This is a genomic window from Zeimonas sediminis, assembly GCF_023721795.1.
Classification (GTDB): domain Bacteria; phylum Pseudomonadota; class Gammaproteobacteria; order Burkholderiales; family Burkholderiaceae_E; genus Zeimonas; species Zeimonas sediminis.
Genome location: NZ_JAMQYE010000001.1, coordinates 2052883 through 2070494 on the forward strand (window position 1 = coordinate 2052883; position 17612 = coordinate 2070494).

16 protein-coding genes are annotated in these 17612 nt (G+C 69.4%); 7 read left to right on the forward strand and 9 right to left on the reverse strand.

The window, feature by feature from the left end:
• Positions 1–527 precede the first annotated feature (527 nt).
• The 6 genes from M6I34_RS09580 to M6I34_RS09605 form a co-directional block, all read right to left on the reverse strand.
• The gene (locus M6I34_RS09580; protein WP_272486647.1) at positions 528–1418 is read right to left on the reverse strand and encodes a branched-chain amino acid ABC transporter permease; all 891 of its coding nucleotides are present in this window, start codon (positions 1416–1418) and stop codon (positions 528–530) included.
• A gap of 79 nt (positions 1419–1497) precedes the next feature.
• The gene (locus M6I34_RS09585; RefSeq protein ID WP_272485462.1) at positions 1498–2382 is read right to left on the reverse strand and encodes a branched-chain amino acid ABC transporter permease; all 885 of its coding nucleotides are present in this window, start codon (positions 2380–2382) and stop codon (positions 1498–1500) included.
• A gap of 91 nt (positions 2383–2473) precedes the next feature.
• The gene (locus tag M6I34_RS09590) at positions 2474–3688 is read right to left on the reverse strand and encodes an ABC transporter substrate-binding protein (protein WP_272485463.1); all 1215 of its coding nucleotides are present in this window, start codon (positions 3686–3688) and stop codon (positions 2474–2476) included.
• Between the two features lie 80 nt (positions 3689–3768).
• Complete coding sequence (locus tag M6I34_RS09595; RefSeq protein WP_272485464.1) at positions 3769–4482, reverse strand: ABC transporter ATP-binding protein; 714 nt, start codon at positions 4480–4482, stop codon at positions 3769–3771.
• A complete protein-coding gene (locus tag M6I34_RS09600) occupies positions 4475–5260 on the reverse strand; it encodes an ABC transporter ATP-binding protein (RefSeq protein WP_272485465.1) in 786 nt (261 codons plus the stop codon). The genes M6I34_RS09595 and M6I34_RS09600 overlap by 8 nt, the downstream gene beginning before the upstream one ends.
• 150 nt (positions 5261–5410) lie before the next feature.
• Entirely contained in the window at positions 5411–7201 is a 1791-nt protein-coding gene (locus tag M6I34_RS09605) for an IlvD/Edd family dehydratase (protein ID WP_272485466.1), read from the reverse strand.
• Positions 7202–7394: 193 nt separating this feature from the next.
• Between M6I34_RS09605 and M6I34_RS09610 the strand changes: the two genes are divergently transcribed.
• The 7 genes from M6I34_RS09610 (at position 7395) to M6I34_RS09640 (ending at position 14529) form a co-directional block, all read left to right on the forward strand.
• Positions 7395–8657: an HlyC/CorC family transporter gene (locus M6I34_RS09610; protein WP_272485467.1), complete on the forward strand. Its 1263-nt coding sequence runs from the start codon at positions 7395–7397 to the stop codon at positions 8655–8657.
• A gap of 200 nt (positions 8658–8857) precedes the next feature.
• Positions 8858–10585 (forward strand): type IV-A pilus assembly ATPase PilB, encoded by a 1728-nt coding sequence (pilB, locus tag M6I34_RS09615; RefSeq protein ID WP_272485468.1) that lies wholly within the window; start codon positions 8858–8860, stop codon positions 10583–10585.
• 23 nt (positions 10586–10608) lie between these two features.
• Positions 10609–11844: a type II secretion system F family protein gene (locus M6I34_RS09620; protein ID WP_272485469.1), complete on the forward strand. Its 1236-nt coding sequence runs from the start codon at positions 10609–10611 to the stop codon at positions 11842–11844.
• 36 nt (positions 11845–11880) lie between these two features.
• A complete protein-coding gene (locus M6I34_RS09625) occupies positions 11881–12732 on the forward strand; it encodes a prepilin peptidase (RefSeq protein ID WP_272485470.1) in 852 nt (283 codons plus the stop codon).
• A 107-nt stretch (positions 12733–12839) separates the two neighbouring features.
• The gene (gene coaE, locus M6I34_RS09630; protein WP_272485471.1) at positions 12840–13457 is read left to right on the forward strand and encodes a dephospho-CoA kinase; all 618 of its coding nucleotides are present in this window, start codon (positions 12840–12842) and stop codon (positions 13455–13457) included.
• A gap of 99 nt (positions 13458–13556) precedes the next feature.
• The gene (gene zapD, locus M6I34_RS09635) at positions 13557–14312 is read left to right on the forward strand and encodes a cell division protein ZapD (RefSeq protein WP_272485472.1); all 756 of its coding nucleotides are present in this window, start codon (positions 13557–13559) and stop codon (positions 14310–14312) included.
• Between the two features lie 4 nt (positions 14313–14316).
• Positions 14317–14529 (forward strand): DNA gyrase inhibitor YacG, encoded by a 213-nt coding sequence (locus M6I34_RS09640; protein ID WP_272485473.1) that lies wholly within the window; start codon positions 14317–14319, stop codon positions 14527–14529.
• Here the strand turns inward: M6I34_RS09640 and M6I34_RS09645 are convergent.
• Genes M6I34_RS09645 through argJ form a run of 3 tightly spaced genes read right to left on the reverse strand, consistent with a single transcriptional unit; the run spans position 14507 to position 17606 of the window.
• Positions 14507–15451 carry a Nudix family hydrolase gene (locus tag M6I34_RS09645; protein ID WP_272485474.1) on the reverse strand — a complete coding sequence of 315 codons (945 nt, stop codon included), beginning with the start codon at positions 15449–15451 and terminating at the stop codon, positions 14507–14509. The two genes, M6I34_RS09640 and M6I34_RS09645, sit on opposite strands and share 23 nt — an antisense overlap.
• Complete coding sequence (locus M6I34_RS09650) at positions 15448–16377, reverse strand: ATP-binding protein (protein ID WP_272485475.1); 930 nt, start codon at positions 16375–16377, stop codon at positions 15448–15450. Before M6I34_RS09650 ends, M6I34_RS09645 begins: the two co-directional genes overlap by 4 nt.
• Complete coding sequence (gene argJ, locus M6I34_RS09655) at positions 16377–17606, reverse strand: bifunctional glutamate N-acetyltransferase/amino-acid acetyltransferase ArgJ (RefSeq protein ID WP_272485476.1); 1230 nt, start codon at positions 17604–17606, stop codon at positions 16377–16379. Before argJ ends, M6I34_RS09650 begins: the two co-directional genes overlap by 1 nt.
• Between the last annotated feature and the right edge of the window lie 6 nt (positions 17607–17612).

Genomic DNA, 17612 nt, shown 5'->3' on the forward strand with positions numbered 1-17612 from the left:
TCGGAGTCGCGGCCTGGCGCGCAACTCACTGCGCTCACTTCGTTCGCTTCGTTCGGACAGGGCGCGCCAAGTCAGAAGTGGATGCGCGCTGCGCGCGCTGGCCGCGGCTCCTGCGCGGCTCGGCGCCGTCAAGGCAGGCGCGAAGCGCGGGACGCCCGCCTGGGCTGGATACCGATTGCGGTCCGCGATCCGATTCGACTCGAGGCGACCCGAGCGGAGCGCACCCCGTCCCTAACTGTCAACAAGTCCACAGCCGACAAAGAGGCCGGTGGCGGGGGCGCGTGCTTCGGTCCGGGCGCGTAAGAACCCGCGTCGAGCCGCACAGCGCTTGCGGCCCGCGCGCGCAGCGCGCTTCGTGAAATCTGACTTGGCGCGCCCTGTCCGAGCGTAGCGAACGCAGTGAGCGAAGCGAGTTGCGCGCCTAGGCCGCAAGCGCGAGCAGCGCAGAGAAGTCCGGCCGAACGGCCGGACCGCGGGTTCCGCCCGGACCGAAGCAGGCGCCCCCGCCGCCGGCCGGGCAACAACGCTCAGAGCGGCTTCTTGATGATGTTGGCGATCTCGCCGACGATGCCGCGCCGGAAGGCCAGCACGCAGATCACGAAGATGACGCCCTGCACGATCGTGACCCAGGCGCCGAGTTGCGCCAGGTAGTTCTGCATCGACACGATCACCGCCGCGCCGACGACCGGCCCGAACAGCGTGCCGAGGCCGCCCAGCAGCGTCATCAGCACCACCTCGCCCGACATCGACCAGTGGACGTCGGTCAAGGAAGCCAGCTGGAAGACCAGCGCCTTCGTGCCCCCCGCCAGGCCGGCCAGCGTGGCCGACAACACGAAGGCCACGTGCTTGTAGCGGTCGGTGTCGTAGCCGAGCGACAGCGCGCGCGGCTCGTTCTCGCGGATCGCCTTCAGGATCTGGCCGAAGGGCGAGTTGACGATACGCCAGATCATCAGGAAGCCGCCCAGGAAGATCACCAGCACGACCGGGTACATGCCGGCGGCCGTGCTCAGGTCGAAGATGCCGAACAGGTTTCCGCGCGGCACGCCCTGGATGCCGTCCTCGCCGCCGGTGAACGGCGCCTGAAGCGCGAAGAAGAAGACCATCTGGGCGAGCGCCAGCGTGATCATCGCGAAGTAGATGCCCTGCCGCTTGATCGCGAGGTAGCCCGCGACCCAGCCGAGCACCGCCGAGCAGAACGTGCCGAGCAGGATCGCGAGCTCGGGCGTGACGCCCCAGACCTTGGCCGCATGCGCCGACACGTAACCGGCCATGCCGAAGAACATCGCGTGGCCGAAGGACAGCAGGCCTACGTAACCGATCAGCAGGTTGAAGGCGCACGCGAACAGCGCGAAGCACATCACCTTCATCAGAAAGACCGGATAGACGAACAGCGGGGCGATCGCGAAGAACGCCGCCATCGCGATGAAGGCGATGCGCTGGTGGCGGTTGTCGCCGGCCCCGGCCGGCGCTAGGGATTGCGTCTGAGCCATGACAGCCTTATTTCTGGGTGCCGAACAGACCGGCAGGCCTGAGCAGGAGGACGATCGCCATGATCACGAAGATCACCGTGTTCGAGGCCTCGGGGTAGAAGACCTTGGTCAGGCCCTCGATCAGTCCCAGGCCGAAGCCGGTGACGATCGAGCCCATGATCGAGCCCATGCCGCCGATGACGACGACCGCGAACACGACGATGATCAGGTCGGAACCCATCTGGGGGCTGACCTGGTAGATCGGGGCGGCCATCACGCCGGCCAGCGCGGCGAGCCCGACGCCGAAGCCGTAGGTGAGGGTGATCATGCGCGGCACGTTGATGCCGAAGGCCTGGACCAGCGAGGGGTTCTCGGTGGCCGCGCGCAGGTAGGCGCCGAGCTTGGTGCGCTCGATCACGAACCAGGTCGCCAGGCACACGATCAGCGAGGCGACGACGACCCAGGCGCGGTAGTTCGGCAGGAACATGAAGCCCAGGTTGGTGCCGCCGGTGAGTTCGGCCGGGACCCGGTAGGGCTGGCCCGACGAGCCGTATTCGTTGCGGAACAGGCCCTGGATGATCAGCGCGATGCCGAAGGTGAGCAGCAGGCCGTACAGGTGGTCGAGCTTGTACAGGCGCTGCAGCATCGTGCGCTCGATGATCACGCCGGTGGCACCCACGATGATCGGCGCGATCAGCAGCGACCACCAGTAGCCGATGCCGAGCTTGTTCAGCAGCAGATAGGCCACGAACGCGCCCATCATGTACTGCGCGCCGTGGGTGAAATTGATGATGTTCAGCAGGCCGAAGATGACGGCCAGGCCGAGCGACAGAAGTGCGTAGAACGACCCGTTGATCAGGCCGATCAGCAGCTGTCCGAACAGCACCTGCGTCGGTACGCCGAAGATCTCCATCCGCGAAGCCCGTTGAGAGTTGCCAGGGGGTACAGCGAACCGCCGGGCGCCAAAGGCACCCGGCGGTCGGGACTACGTCAGCCTTGCCAGATCACTTGACCAGCGGGCAGCCGCCGTCGGCCAGCGGACGGAAGGCCTGGTCGGCGGGGATCGTGGTGCGGATCTTCAGCAGGTCCCACGGGCCCTTCGACTCGGCCGGCTTCTTGACCTCGACCAGGTAGGCCGGGTGGATCTTGCGGCCGTCGGCCCGGACCGTGCCCTTGCCGAACAGCGGGTCGTCGGTCGGCAGCTCCTTCATCTTCGCGACGACCTTGGTGCCGTCGTCGGTGTTGGCCGCCTCGACCGCCTTCAGGTAGTGCAGCACCGCCCCGTAGACGCCGGCCTGGACCATCGTCGGCGGCTTGCCGCCGTGCTGGTCCATGAAGCGCTTGGACCAGGCGCGGCTGGCGTCGTCGCGGTCCCAGTAGAAGCTGGTCGTGAAGATCAGGCCCTGCGAGGTCTGCAGGCCCAGCGCCTTGACGTCGGTCAGGAACATCAGCATGCCGGCCAGGTTCTGGCCGCCCGCGACGATGCCGAACTCGGCCGCCTGCTTGATCGAGTTGATCGTGTCGCCGCCGGCGTTGGCCAGGCCGATGATCTTGGCCTTCGAGGCCTGCGCCTGCAGCAGGAAGGACGAGAAGTCCTGGCCCGGGAACGGATGGCGGACCTTGCCGAGCACCTTGCCGCCGTTCTTCAGCACGACCGCCTCGGTGTCGCGCTCGAGCGCGTGACCGAACGCGTAGTCGGCGGTCAGGAAGAACCAGCTGTCGCCGCCGGTCTTGACGATCGCCGCACCGGTGCCGTTGGCCAGCATCCAGGTGTCGTAGGTCCAGTGCACCGTGTTCGGCGAGCAGGCCTTGCCGGTCAGGTCGGAGGTGGCCGCGCCCGAGTTCAGGAAGGCCTTGCCCTTGTCGCGGGTGACCTGGCTGATCGCCAGCGCGACCGACGAGGTCGGCACGTCGGCGATCGCGTCGACCTGCTGGGTGTCGTACCACTGGCGCGCGACCGTCGAGCCGACGTCGGGCTTGTTCTGGTGGTCGGCCGAGACGATCTCGATCTTGAGGCCAGCTTTCGAGGTCTTCTGGAAATCCTCGACCGCGAGCTTGGCGGCAACGACCGAGCCCGGGCCCGCGATGTCGGCGTACAGGCCCGACATGTCGTTCAGGACGCCGATCTTGACGACGCCGTCCGAGATCTGCGCCGAGGCGGCACCCGCCATCGCGGCCAGCGCCGCACCGACCAGGACCGACGTGAGTTTGCGTTTCATTGTCTTACTCCTCCAACTGACTAAGCGGTCTCCAGACCGGTTCAAGCGCCCAGACGGTGCGCCATTCGAGCTCGCACGCCTCAGACCCCGAGGTACTCGTGCAGCATGTCCATTTTCTGTTCGAGCTCGGCGGCCTCGAAGCCTTCGACGATCTGGCCGTGCTCCATCACGTAGAAACGATCCGCCAGCGGCGCCGCGAAGCGGAAGTTCTGCTCGACCATGATGATCGTGAAGCCCTTCTCGCGAAGCATCTTGATCATGCGCGCCAGCGTCTGCACGATGACCGGCGCCAGGCCCTCGGAGATCTCGTCGAGCAGCAGCAGCTTCGCGCCGGTGCGAAGGATGCGGGCGACCGCCAGCATCTGCTGCTCGCCGCCGGACAGGCGGGTGCCGGGGCTGTTGCGACGTTCCTTCAGGTTCGGGAACATCTCGTAGATCTCGTCCAGGCCCATGCCGCCCGAGGCAACCGCCGGGGGCAGCATCAGGTTCTCCTCGCAGCTCAGGCTGGCGAAGATGCCGCGCTCCTCCGGGCAGTAGCCGAGGCCGAGCCGGGCGATCGCGTGCGGCGGCAGGTTCACCGCCTCGGTGCCGTTGATCATGATCGAGCCGGTGCGCCTGCCCACCAGCCCCATGATCGATTTCATCGTGGTGGTGCGGCCCGCGCCGTTGCGCCCGAGCAGCGTGACCACCTCGCCACGGTTCACGACGAGATCGACGCCGTGAAGGATGTGCGACTCGCCGTAGAAGGCGTGCAGGTCGGTGATGCGTAGGAATTCGGTCGGCTTGTCAGCCATGGTGCGCCCCCGCCAGAGCCTCGTCGGCGCTGCCCATGTAGGCCTCGAGCACCTGCGGGTCCTTCGACACGGTGTCGTACGGGCCTTCGGCGATCACCTGCCCGCGCTGAAGCACGCTGATCGTGTCGGCGATGCTCGAGACCACGTTCATGTTGTGCTCGACCATCAGGATGGTGCGGTTCTCGGACACCTTCTTGATCAGCTGCGTGACGCGATCGACGTCCTCGTGGCCCATGCCCTGGGTCGGCTCGTCGAGCAGCATCAGCTCGGGATTGGTCGCCAGCGTGGTCGCGATCTCGAGCGCCCGCTTGCGGCCGTAGGGCAGCTCGACGGTCACGTAGTCGGCGAACTCGCGCAGGCCCACGGTGTCGAGCAGCTCGAGCGCGCGGTCGTTCAGCGCGTCGAGCATGCTGGCCGGCCGCCAGAAGTGGAAGGAGGTTCCCTGCGCCCGCTGCAGGCCGATCCGGACGTTCTCGAGCACCGACAGGTGCGGGAACGTGGCCGAGATCTGGAACGAACGGACGATGCCGCGCCGCGCGACCTGCGCGGGCTTCTCGAACGTGATGTCCTGGCCGTTGAAGAGGATCTTCCCCGAGGTGGGGATCAGGAACTTGGTCAGGAGGTTGAAGACCGTCGTCTTGCCCGCGCCGTTCGGACCGATCAGGGCGTGGATCTGCCCGCGCTTGACGCGCAGGTTCACGTCGTTGACCGCCACGAAGCCGCGGAACTCCTTGACGAGGTTCCTTGTCTCCAGGATGTAATCGTTGTCGCCTGCCATCTTGTCCGAGGTTCTTTGCCTGTCGGGCGTTGCGCAGAGCGGCGATTATTGCGGGAATCCGGAACGGGCGCAAACGAGCACCGACGCGCCCCGGGGAAATCCCGGGGAGCGCCGGCGCGGCCGGGGCGCCCGCCGGCCGCCTCCCGGTGGTCAGTGGTTGTCGCGCGGAACGCCGTGCGTCTGGTCGATGCGCTGGTAGCTGACCGCGAAGTCCAGGCAGCCGCCGTCCTGCAACTGGCCCACGGTCCGGCGGTGCAGCTCCTGCCAGGGCGTCTGGCTGACCAGCTCGGGCGGGCGCCAGGCCGCCTTGCGCCGCGCGTACTCCTCGTCGCTGATCAGGATGTTCGCCGTGCGCGCGTTCAGGTCGATGCGCACGCGGTCGCCGGTCTGCAGCAGCGCCAGCCCGCCGCCCACCGCCGACTCGGGCGAGGCGTTCAGGATGGACGGGCTTCCGGAGGTGCCGGACTGCCGGCCGTCGCCGATGCAGGGCAGCATCGTGATGCCCTGCCTGACCAGCGCGTCGGGCGGCAGCATGTTGACCACCTCGGCGGCCCCCGGGTAGCCGACCGGTCCGACGCCGCGGATGAACAGCATGCAGTCGGCGTCGATGTTCAGCGACGGGTCGTTGATCCGGTGGTGGTAGTCCTCGGGGCCCTCGAACACGATCGCCCGGCCCTCGAAGGCGTTCGGGTCGGCAGGGTTCTCGAGGTAGCGCTGGCGGAACTCGGGCGAGATCACCGAGGTCTTCATGACTGCCGACTCGAACAGGTTGCCCGACAGCACGGCGAAGCCGGCCTCGTGGAGCATCGGCTCCTCGTAGGACCGGATCACGTCGCGGTTGGACGAGGGCGAGTCCGCGTAGAGCTCGCCGATCGGGCGGCCGGTCACGGTGATCGCCCCGGCGCGCAGCTTGCCGGCCTTCAGCAGCTCGTGCATGACCGCCGGCACGCCGCCCGCCCGGTGGAAGTCCTCGCCGAGGTACTGGCCTGCCGGCATGCAGTTGACCAGCAGCGGGATGTCGTAGCCGATCCGGTCCCAGTCGCGCACCTCTAGCGGCACGCCGGCGTGCCGCGCGATCGCGTTGACGTGCGGCGGGCAGTTGGTCGACGCGCCGAGCGCGCTGGCCGCGACGATCGCGTTCTCGAAGGCCTCGCGGGTCAGGATCTTCGACGGCCGCAGGTCCTCGTGGACCATCTCGACGATGCGCCGGCCGGTGTGGTAGGCCATCTGGCCGCGCTCGCGGTAGGGCCCGGGAATCGCCGCGCAGCCGGGCAGCGACATGCCGAGCGCCTCGGCCATCGAGTTCATCGAAAGCGCGGTGCCCATCGTGTTGCAGTGGCCGACCGAGGGCGCCGAGGCGGCGACCATCTCGAGGAACTGGTCGTAGTCGATGCGGCCGGCGGCAAGTTCCTGGCGCGCGAACCACACCACGGTGCCCGAGCCGGCCAGGCCGCCGTTGTAGTAGCCGTTCAGCATCGGCCCGCCCGACAGCACGATCGCCGGGATGTCGACGGTGGCCGCGCCCATGATCATCGCCGGGGTGGTCTTGTCGCAGCCGGTGGTCAGCACGACGCCGTCGAACATGTAGCCGTACAGGCACTCGACCAGGCCAAGGTAGGCCAGGTTGCGGTCGAGCGCCGCCGTGGGCCGCTTGGTCGTCTCCTGGATCGGGTGGACCGGGAACTCGATCGGGATGCCGCCCGCGTCGCGAATGCCGTCGCGGACCCGGCTGGCCAGGTCGAGGTGGTGCCGGTTGCAGGGCGACAGATCGCTGCCGGTCTGGGCGATGCCGATGATCGGCTTGCCGCTCTTCTGCAGCTCCTCCAGCGTGAGGCCGAAGTTCATCATGCGCTCGAGGTAGAGCGCGGTCATCCCCGGATTGTCGGGATTGTCGAACCATGCGCGCGAGCGCAGCTTGGGAGTCTTGCCGTGGGTGCTCATCGGGGGGGTCCTGTCTCTCTCGTCGGTCTTCGCGCCGCAAGCGCGCCAATCGCTCAGTGTAGCGCCGCGCCGCCGGCCGGGCAGCCCCCCGGCGCCCGCCCTGCAGGCCCATGCGCGAGGAACCGGAATCCGGTAGTCTGACGCGGCTCCCGCCCCGGCCGCCGCGCGGCCGCTCGAACAGGGTCTGTCGCGCTTGGAATCGTTTCCGCTCTGGTTGCAGCTGCTGCTGCTGATCCTGCTGCTGCTCGCGTCCGCCTTCTTCTCGATCGCCGAGACCAGCATGATGGCGCTGAGCCGCTTCAGGCTCGGTCACCTGGTGCGCCAGGGCCGCCGCAGCGCGCGGATCACCGCCGGCCTGCTCGGCCAGACCGACCGGCTGCTCGGCACGATCCTGCTCGGCAACAACGTCGCGAACACGGCGCTGACCGCGATCGTGACCGCGCTTGCGATCCGCTACTTCGGCGACGACGACCGGGTGATCCTGATCGCAACGACCGTGGTGGCGGTGATGCTGATCGTCTTCTGCGAGATCACGCCGAAGGTGATCGGCGCGACGCACCCGGAGCGAGTCGCGCTGCCTGCCAGCTACGTGCTGCGCGGACTGATGCCGCTGTTCTCGCCGGTCGTCTGGACGATCAACCTGTTCGTCGGCCGCCTGCTCGCGCTGGCCGGCGTGCGGCCGTCCGAGCCGCGCGAACAGACGCTGTCGCTCGACGAGCTGCGGACCATCGTCCTGGAATCCGGCCGGTTCATGCCGCACAAGCACCGCTCGATCCTGCTCAACCTGTTCGACCTGGAGCGGATCAGCGTCGACGACGTCATGGTGCCGCGCCACCGGGTCGAGGCGCTCGACCTGGCCACCGAGGAGCGCGGCATCCGGGAGCAGCTGTCGACCTGCTACCACAACAAGATCCCGGTCTACGAAGGCGAGATCAACCGGGTGGTCGGCATCCTGCACGTGCGCCGGGCGCTGGGCCTGCTGCAGCGCGAGGCCTTCGACGCCGACGACGTCCGCGAGCTCCTGTCCCCGCCCTACTTCGTCCCGAGCGGGACCCCGGTCTTTCGACAGCTGCAGTTCTTCCAGGAGAACCGCCAGCGGCTCGGGCTGGTGGTCGACGAGTACGGCGAGGTGCTGGGCCTGGTAACCCTCGAGGACATCGTCGAGGAGGTCATCGGCGAGTTCACGACGACGGCGCCGGGCGGGGAGACCGGCCAGGCCTGGACCGACGACGAGGTCGTGGTCGAAGGCACTGCCTCGCTGCGCGACCTGAACCGGCGACTCGGCACGCAGTTCCCGGTCGACGGCCCCCGGACCCTGAACGGGCTGCTGCTGGACGTCCTGCAGGAGCTGCCCGAGGCGCCAGTGAGCGTTCGCTTCGGAAACCTGGCGGTCGAGATCCAGCAGATCGAGGACCGGGTGATCCGCAGCGCCCGACTGCGTCGCCTGCCGCACTAGCCGTCGTTCGCCGGGCCCGGCGGCACCCGGGCGCCCGGGCCGCGGCGAACCGTCGGCCGCGCGCCGTTGCCCGCGCACGGCATCCCGAACCGTTCGTCCGACCGTGCGCTGCCGCTCGTCCAGCACCCGCCCGCGCCGGCCGCGGCGCGGCGCAATATGCGGGCACGAGCAAGCCCCCCAGCACAGGACGACCAGCAACGATGGCAGTCGCCACGACCCCGCAACGCCCCCAGTCCCGGCAGACGACGCTGGCGGGCATCGCGCGAGCGCTCGTCCAGCACGAGAAGCTGCGTCTCGACCAGGCCACGCAGCTGCAGCAGGCCGCCGACGAAGCCGGCACCGGCTTCGTCGACGCGCTGCTCGATGGCGGCGCGATGAGCCCCCGCCAGCTCGCGGCCTTCGCCGCCGAGGTCTTCGGCCACCCGCTGCTGGACCTGTCCGCCGTCGACCCGGCCTCGCTGCCGGCCGATGCGCTGGACCGCAAGTTCGCGACCGACGCCGGCGTCGTCGCGCTCGGGAAGCGGGGCGGCAGGATCTCCGTGGCGGTCTCGGACCCGACCGACACGAAGCTGCTCGACCGGATCCGGTTCTCCGCGCAGGCGAGCGTGGAGGCGATCGTCGTCGAGCACGACAAGCTGAAGCGGCTGGTGGACAAGCTGGGCCGCAGCGCCGCCGAGCAGCTCGACGACATCGCCGGCGAGGTCGAGGGCGTCGACGTCACCGGCGACGATCAGGCCTCGCAGGTCGACAGCAGCGACATCGACGACGCGCCGGTCGTGCGCTTCCTGCAGAAGATCCTCGTCGACGCGATCCAGGCCGGCGCCTCGGACCTGCACTTCGAGCCCTTCGAGAAGTTCTACCGGATCCGCTTCCGGGTCGACGGGGAGCTGCGCGAGATCGCGCAGCCGCCGCTGGCGATCAAGGAAAAGCTCGCCTCCCGCATCAAGGTCATCTCGAAGTTGGACATCTCCGAGAAGCGGGTGCCGCAGGACGGTCGGATGAAGCTGGTGCTGTCGGGCAACCGGGCGATCGACTTCCGGGTGTCGACGCTGCCGACGCTGTTCGGCGAGAAGATCGTGATGCGGATCCTCGATCCGTCGCAGGCCAAGATGGGCATCGACGCGCTCGGTTACGAGCCCGACCAGAAGGCCGCCCTGGTCGAGGCGATCAGGCGCCCCTACGGCATGGTGCTGGTCACCGGCCCGACCGGCTCGGGCAAGACGGTGTCGCTCTACACCTGCCTGAACATCCTGAACGAGCCCGGCATCAACATCTCCACCGCCGAGGACCCGGCCGAGATCAACCTGCCCGGCGTGAACCAGGTCAACGTCAACGAGAAGGCGGGGCTGACCTTCGCCGCCGCGCTGCGCGCCTTCCTGCGCCAGGACCCGGACGTGATCATGGTCGGCGAGATCCGCGACCTGGAAACCGCCGACATCGCGATCAAGGCGGCCCAGACCGGCCACCTGGTGATGTCGACGCTGCACACGAACGACGCGCCGACGACGCTGACCCGGCTGGCGAACATGGGCGTGCCGGCCTTCAACATCGCCTCGTCGGTCAGCCTGATCACCGCCCAGCGCCTCGCGCGCCGCCTGTGCGGCTGCAAGCAGCCGCTCGACGTCGACGAAGGCGGCCTGCTGACCGCCGGCTTCCTGGAATCCGACCTCGACGGCAGCTGGGTGCCCTACCGCCCGGTCGGCTGCGAGCGCTGCAACGGCAGCGGCTACAAGGGCCGCGTCGGCATCTACCAGGTGATGCCGATCACCGAGGAGATGCAGAAGCTGATCCTTGCCGGCGGCAACGCGCTGCAGATCGCCGCGCAGGCCGAGGCCGAGGGCGTGCGAGACCTGCGCCGCTCGGGCCTGATGAAGGTGATGCAGGGGCTGACCAGCATCGAGGAAGTCCTCGGTGTGACCAACGAATGACACGCGACACGGGAACCTGACCGATGGCAACCAGAGCAGCAACCGCCGCCCCGGGGCGCGCGCAGCCGCGCGAGCAGACCTTCCAGTGGGAAGGCCGCGACCGCAACGGCAAGACCGTGCGCGGCGAGGTCCGCGCCAGCAGCCAGGCGATCCTGCAGTCGTCGCTGCGCCGGCAAGGCATCGTCGTCACGAAGGTCAAGCGCCGGCGCTACGCGCGCGGCCGCAGGATCAAGGAAAAGGACATCGCGCTGTTCACGCGCCAGCTGGCCACGATGATGAAGGCCGGCGTGCCGCTGCTGCAGTCCTTCGACATCGTGGCGCGCGGCTCGAGCAATGCGGCGGTGTCCAAGCTGTTCACCGACATCCGCGCCGACGTCGAGACCGGCACCTCGCTGTCGCAGGCCTTCCGCAAGTACCCGCTGTATTTCGACAGCCTGTTCTGCAACCTGGTGAACGCCGGCGAGCAGGCGGGCATTCTCGACGACCTGCTCGACCGGCTCGCAACCTACAAGGAAAAGATGCTGGCGATCAAGGGCAAGATCAAGTCGGCGCTGTTCTACCCGACCGCGGTCATCGCGGTGGCCATCATCGTGGTGGCCGTGATCATGCTGTTCGTGGTGCCTGCCTTCAAGGAGGTGTTCTCGAACTTCGGCGCCGACCTGCCGGCGCCGACGCTGATGGTCATCGGGGCGTCGGACTTCTTCGTCGAATACTGGTACCTGATCTTCGGCGCACTGGGGGGAACGCTCTACTTCCTGATGCAGGCCTGGAGGCGCTCGACCAAGGTGCAGATGTTCATGGACCGGCTGCTGCTCAAGCTGCCGGTGTTCGGGCCGGTGGTCGAGAAGGCCACGATCGCGCGCTGGCTGCGCACGCTGTCCACGATGTTCGCCGCCGGCGTGCCGCTGGTCGAGGCGCTCGACTCGGTGGGCGGCGCGGCCGGCAACCACGTGTACCTGGTCGCCACGAAGAAGATCCAGCAGGAAGTGGCCACCGGCACCAGCCTGACCGTGTCGATGCAGAACGCGCAGACCTTCCCGAACATGGTGGTGCAGATGGCCTCGATCGGCGAGGAGTCGGGCTCGCTCGACTCGATGCTGTCCAAGGCGGCCGACATCTTCGAGCGCGAGGTCGACGAGGCGGTCGAGAGCCTGTCGAGCCTGATGGAGCCGATGATCATGGTCGTGCTCGGCGTGGTCATCGGTGGCCTGGTGATCGCGATGTACCTGCCGATCTTCAAGCTGGGCCAGGTGGTATAAGGCGGATCTCGCGACTCCACCCTCCCCCTTCCCTCCATGATCGAAGCGCTCCAGCAGTCCCCCGCCCTGGCCGTCGCCACCGCGCTGGTGCTCGGCCTGATGATCGGCAGCTTCCTGAACGTCGTCATCTACCGGCTGCCGAAGATGATGGAGATGGAGTGGGAGGCGCAGGCGGCCGAGCTGCGCGGCGAGGACCCGCCGGCCGCCGAGCGCTTCGACCTGCTGTTCCCGCGCTCGCGCTGCCCGTCCTGCGGACACCAGCTCGGCGTGCTGGAGAACGTCCCGCTGCTCAGCTGGCTGCTGCAGCACGGGCGCTGCAAGGCCTGCGGCGCGAAGATCGCGGCCCGCTACCCGCTGGTCGAACTGGCCACCGGCCTGCTCTCCGCGCTGGCGATCTGGCGCTTCGGCGCGACCTGGGCGGGGCTTGGCGCAGTGCTGCTCGGCTTCGTGCTGATCGCGCTGACCTTCATCGACCTGGACACCCAGCTCCTGCCCGACAGCATGACGATGCCGCTGCTGTGGCTGGGCCTGCTGTTCAACCTGTGGGGCACCTACGTGCCGCTGCAGGAGGCGGTGATCGGCGCGATGGCCGGATACCTGAGCCTGTGGAGCGTCTACTGGCTGTTCCGCATCGTCACCGGCAAGGAGGGAATGGGCTTCGGCGACTTCAAGCTGCTGGCCGCGCTGGGCGCCTGGTTCGGATGGACGGCGCTGCCGGCGATCATCCTGCTCGCCTCGGTCGTGGGCTCGGCGGTCGGAATCGCGCTGATCCTGTTCGCAAGGCACAAGCGGGAGGTGCCGATTCCCTTCGGACCCTACCTGGCGGGCGCCGGCTTGCTCGCGCTCTACCTGCGCGACCCGCTGGGCGCGCTGATCGGCATGCGTTGATCGGCGCGCCGGCTCGCCCGCCGCGCCGACCGACTCTGACGCCGCTGCCAGAGGGCTGCCCGCCCCCTGCCCCGGACCTGCCTGCACGGGCTGCTAGACTCGATCGAATGGACAGAGGACGATTCCTGGTCGGCCTGACCGGCGGCATCGGCAGCGGCAAGAGCACCGTGGCGGACATGTTCGCCGCTCACGGCGTGCCGATCGTCGACACCGACGCGGTCGCCCACGCGCTGACCGCGCCCGGCGGCGCGGCGATCCCGGCGATCCGCGAGGCCTTCGGCGAAGCGGTGATCGCCGAGGACGGCGCGCTGGACCGCGCGGCGATGCGCACGATCGTCTTCGGCGACGCGGCCGCGCGGCGCAAGCTCGAGGCGATCCTGCACCCGATGATCGGCCACTGCTGCGAACTGATGATCGAGGAGGCCACCGGGCCCTACACGATCGTGGTCGTGCCCCTGCTCGTCGAGTCGGGCCGCTGGCGCGAGCGCGTCGACAGGCTGCTGGTCGTCGACTGCCCGGTCGAGACGCAGATCGCCCGGGTCATGCAGCGCAACCGCTTCGAGCGCGCGCAGGTCGAGGCGATCATCGCGACCCAGGCCACTCGCGAGGCGCGGCTCGCCGCAGCCGACGACGTGGTCGACAACGGCGGCGATGCCGAGTCGCTCGCGCCGCAGGTCGACGCGCTGCATCGTCGCTACCTCGAACTCGCCGGCCAGCGCGCATGAAGCCGCCGAGCCGCACAAGCGCGGGCCGGCGGTTTGTCAAGCACGGGCCTTTGCGCCAGAATTCGCCGAACCGCGCCAACGAACGGCCCAGGACGAGCCTTGATCCTGTACGAGTACCCGCTTAACGAACGCGTCCGGACCCTGCTGCGGCTCGAGGATCTCTTCGAACGCCTCGACACGTTCGCGCGGCGAGAGCATCCGCTGGACCATCACGTCGCGCTGATCACGCTGTTCGAGATCCTCGACGTCTCGGCGCGCGCCGACCTGAAGTCGGACCTGCTGCAGGAACTGGAGCGCCAGCGCCAGGCCCTGGTCGCCTTCCGGTCCAGCCCCGACGTGGCGGTCGACATGCTCGACCGGGTGCTTTCGCAGATCGACGCCGCGGGCGCCGGGCTGGGCGCGATCACCGGTCGCACCGGACAGCACCTGCGCGACAACGAATGGCTGATGAGCATCCGCAGCCGGGTGATCATCGCCGGCGGCGCCTGCGAATTCGACCTGCCCTCGTACCACGCCTGGCAGCACCGGCCGGCGGACGTCCGCCAGCGCGACATCGCCGGCTGGGCGGCGCCGTTCAGGGCCTTGCACGACAGCCTCGCGATCGTGCTGAACCTGCTGCGCGAGAGCGCGCAGCGCTCGCGGCTGACCGCCCGGCAGGGCAGCTTCCAGCAATCTCTCGGCGGGCGCACCTGGCAGATGGTGCAGGTCAGGCTCGACGAGTCGCTCGGCGCGATACCCGAGATCAGCGCCAACAAGTACCTGCTGTGGATCCGCTTCACCAGCCAGGACGGCGACCTGCGCCCCAGGCCCTTCGAGGCCGACGTGGACTTCGAGCTGGCGCTCTGCAACCTGTAGCCCGATGACCGTCACGGTCGATTGCCCCACCTGCGGCCGCAAGGCCGACTTCTCGCCGGCCAATCGCTGGCGTCCGTTCTGCTCGGAACGCTGCAAGACCGCGGACCTGGGCGCCTGGGCCTCCGAGGCCTACCGGATCTCCGGCGACGCCCGCGACGACGCTGCCTCGTCCGACGAGGGCGAGGCGGCCGCCTTCAACGCCAGGCCGCGCTCCTGAGCGCGACTCCGTGCGCGCCGGCACGGCGCGCCGCCGGCGCGTCGGCCCAGTCGAGGCCGCCGAGAGCGAAGACCGGGATCGCCGTGGGCGCCCCGACCCGCGCGAATCCCTCCCAGCCGATCCCCGGCGTGCCGGGGTGCGACGCGGTGGGCAGCACCGGGCCGAGCAGCGCGTAGTCGAGCTCCAGCGCGCAGGCCCGGGCGAGCTCGGCCTCGTCGTGGCACGACGCGCCGACCCAGCGCAGGTCGGGCCGACGCTCGAGCCGCATCAGGTCGGCCGCGCGCAGGTGCACGCCGCCGGCGGCCCGCCAGTACGAGGCCGGGTGGGCGCTGTTCACGACGAGGCGCGCGCCGCGGCGCTCGCAGCGTGCCCTCGCCTCCCGGAACAGCGCGTCGAAGCGCGCGGCCGCCATGCCCGGTTCGCGCAACTGGAGCACGCAAGGCGCGGCGTCCAGGCGCGCGTCCAGGGCGCGCAGGAAGGCTTCGTCGCCGAGATCGGACGCCGCCGAGATCGCCAGGGCCTGCGGCAGCCTCAGCCAGCCGACGACGCGGATCGCCGCCGGCAGCAGCGGCGCGACCTCGATCGAGTCGGGCCGCTGCCAGCGCAGCGCCTGCCCCTCGCGCGAGCGCGGCTCGCCCCGCCAGCGCTCGACGCGATGGAAGTGCAGCCTGACGTGCGCGTGCGGGTAGACGTGCTCGCGCACCACCCAGGGCGAGGAACCCTCGATGTCGATGCCGAGCTCCTCGTGAAGCTCCCGGGCCAGCGCCTCGGTGACCGTTTCGCCGGCCTCGAGCTTGCCCCCGGGAAACTCCCACCAGCCGGCGTAGGGCTTGCCGGCGAGGCGCTGGCCGAAGAGCACCGCCCCGTCGGCACGGATCACCACGCCGACCGCGACGTCGACCGGCGACCGGCCGGCCGTCATGCCGCGCGCGGCTTGGCCCGGGACTTGGCGCGTCGCGCGGTGCGGCCGTGCTGGCCGGCCCAGTCCTTCGCGAACTGCCAGGCGACCCGGCCGGAGCGCGAGCCGCGCTCGAGCGCGAAACGCAGCGCATCGGCGCGGGCCGCGGCGATCTCGCGCTGCCCGCAGCCGAAGCTTGCGAGCCAGTGGCCGACGATCGCCAGGTACTCCTCCTGGCGGAACGGATAGAAGGAAACCCACAGGCCGAAGCGCTCGGACAGCGAGATCTTCTCCTCGGTGCGCTCGCCGGGGTGGATCTCCCCGTCTTCCTGGTACTTGGCCTCGAGGTTCTCGGCCATGTACTCGGGCATCAGGTGCCGGCGGTTGGAGGTGGCGTAGATCAGCAGGTTGTCGGACTGCGCCGCCACCGAGCCGTCGAGCGCCACCTTGAGCGCCTTGTAGCCCGCCTCGCCCTCCTCGAAGGACAGGTCGTCGCAGAACACGATGAAGCGCTCGGGGCGCCCGGACACCAGGCCGATGATGTCCGGCAGGTCGACCAGGTCGTCCTTGTCGACCTCGATCAGCCGCAGGCCGCCAGGCGCCCACTCGTTCAGGCAGGCCTTGATCAGCGACGACTTGCCGGTGCCGCGCGAGCCGGTCAGCAGCACGTTGTTCGCCGGCAGGCCCTCGACGAACTGCCGGGTGTTGCGCGCGATCGCCTCCTTCTGGTCGTCGATGTTCTGCAGGTCGTCGAGCTGGATCGTGGCGACCTGCCCGACCGGCTGCAGGAAGGACTGCACGCCCAGCGCGGTCTGGCGCCGGCGCCAGCGGAAGGCGATCGCCGCGTCCCAGTCGGGCTCGGCGGCGGCGGGGATCATCGACTCGAGGCGGTCGAGCAGAGCGGTGGCCCGATCGACGAGCCGATCGAGCGGGGAGGCGGAGGCGGACATCAGGAACGGTAGTCGGCGTTGATCGAAACGTAGTCGTGCGAGAGGTCGCAGGTCCAGACGGTGGTGGCGTGCTCGCCGCGGGCGAGCAGCACCCGGACCCGGATCTCGGACTGCTTCATCACCCGCTGGCCGTCTTCCTCGCGATAGTCCGGATGACGGCCGCCGCGGGTCGCCACGTGGACCTCGTCGAGGAAGACCTCGATCCGGTCGACGTCGAGGTCGGCGACGCCGCTGTAGCCGATCGCGGCCAGGATCCGGCCCAGGTTCGGGTCGGAGGCGAAGAATGCGGTCTTGACCAGCGGCGAATGGGCGATCGCGTAGGCCACGGCGGCGGCCTCCTCGGGGCTGGCCGCCTGCTCGACGTCGATCGTGATGAACTTGGTCGCGCCCTCGCCGTCGCGAACCAGCGCCTGCGCGAGTTTCTGGGCGACCGCCAGCAGGGCCGCCTTCAGCTCGGCGGCGCCGGGATCCGACTCGCTGGCGACCGACGCGCCGCTTGCGCCGCTGGCCACGAGGACCAGCGAATCGTTGGTCGAGGTGTCGCCGTCGACCGTGACCCGGTTGAAGCTGCGATCGGCGATCTCGCGCACCCAGCGCTCGAGCAGGGGCTGCGCGATCGCCGCGTCGGTCGCCATGTAGCCGAGCATCGTGGCCATGTTCGGGCGGATCATCCCGGCGCCCTTCGAGATGCCGGTGACCGTGACCGTTCGCCCGCCGATCGAGACCTGCGCCGACTCGCCCTTGGGGATCGTGTCGGTGGTCATGATCGCCTCGGCGGCGTCCAGCCAGTCGCCGGCGCCGAGGTCGGCGACCGCCGCGGAGATGCCGGCCGACAGGCGATCCATCGGCAGGTGCTCGAGGATCACGCCGGTCGAGAACGGCAGCACCCTGTCCGCGGCAAAGCCGAGCGCCTGGCCGAGCAGCTCGCAGCTGCGCCGCGCGTTGGCCAGCCCCGGCTCGCCGGTGCCGGCATTGGCGCAGCCGGTGTTGACCAGCAACGCGCGAATCGCGCCGCCGGAACCGGCGAGATGTTCCTGGCAGACGCGGACCGGCGCCGCGCGAAAGCGGTTGGTGGTGAACACGCCGGCCACGGTGCTGCCTTCGGCGAGCCGCATCACGAGCACGTCGCGCCGGCCCTGCTTGCGGATCGCGGCCCTCGCGGTGCCGATCTCGACGCCGGCGACCGGCAGCAGCGACTCGCGAGCGGGGGTAACGAGATTCACGGGCATCGGGTC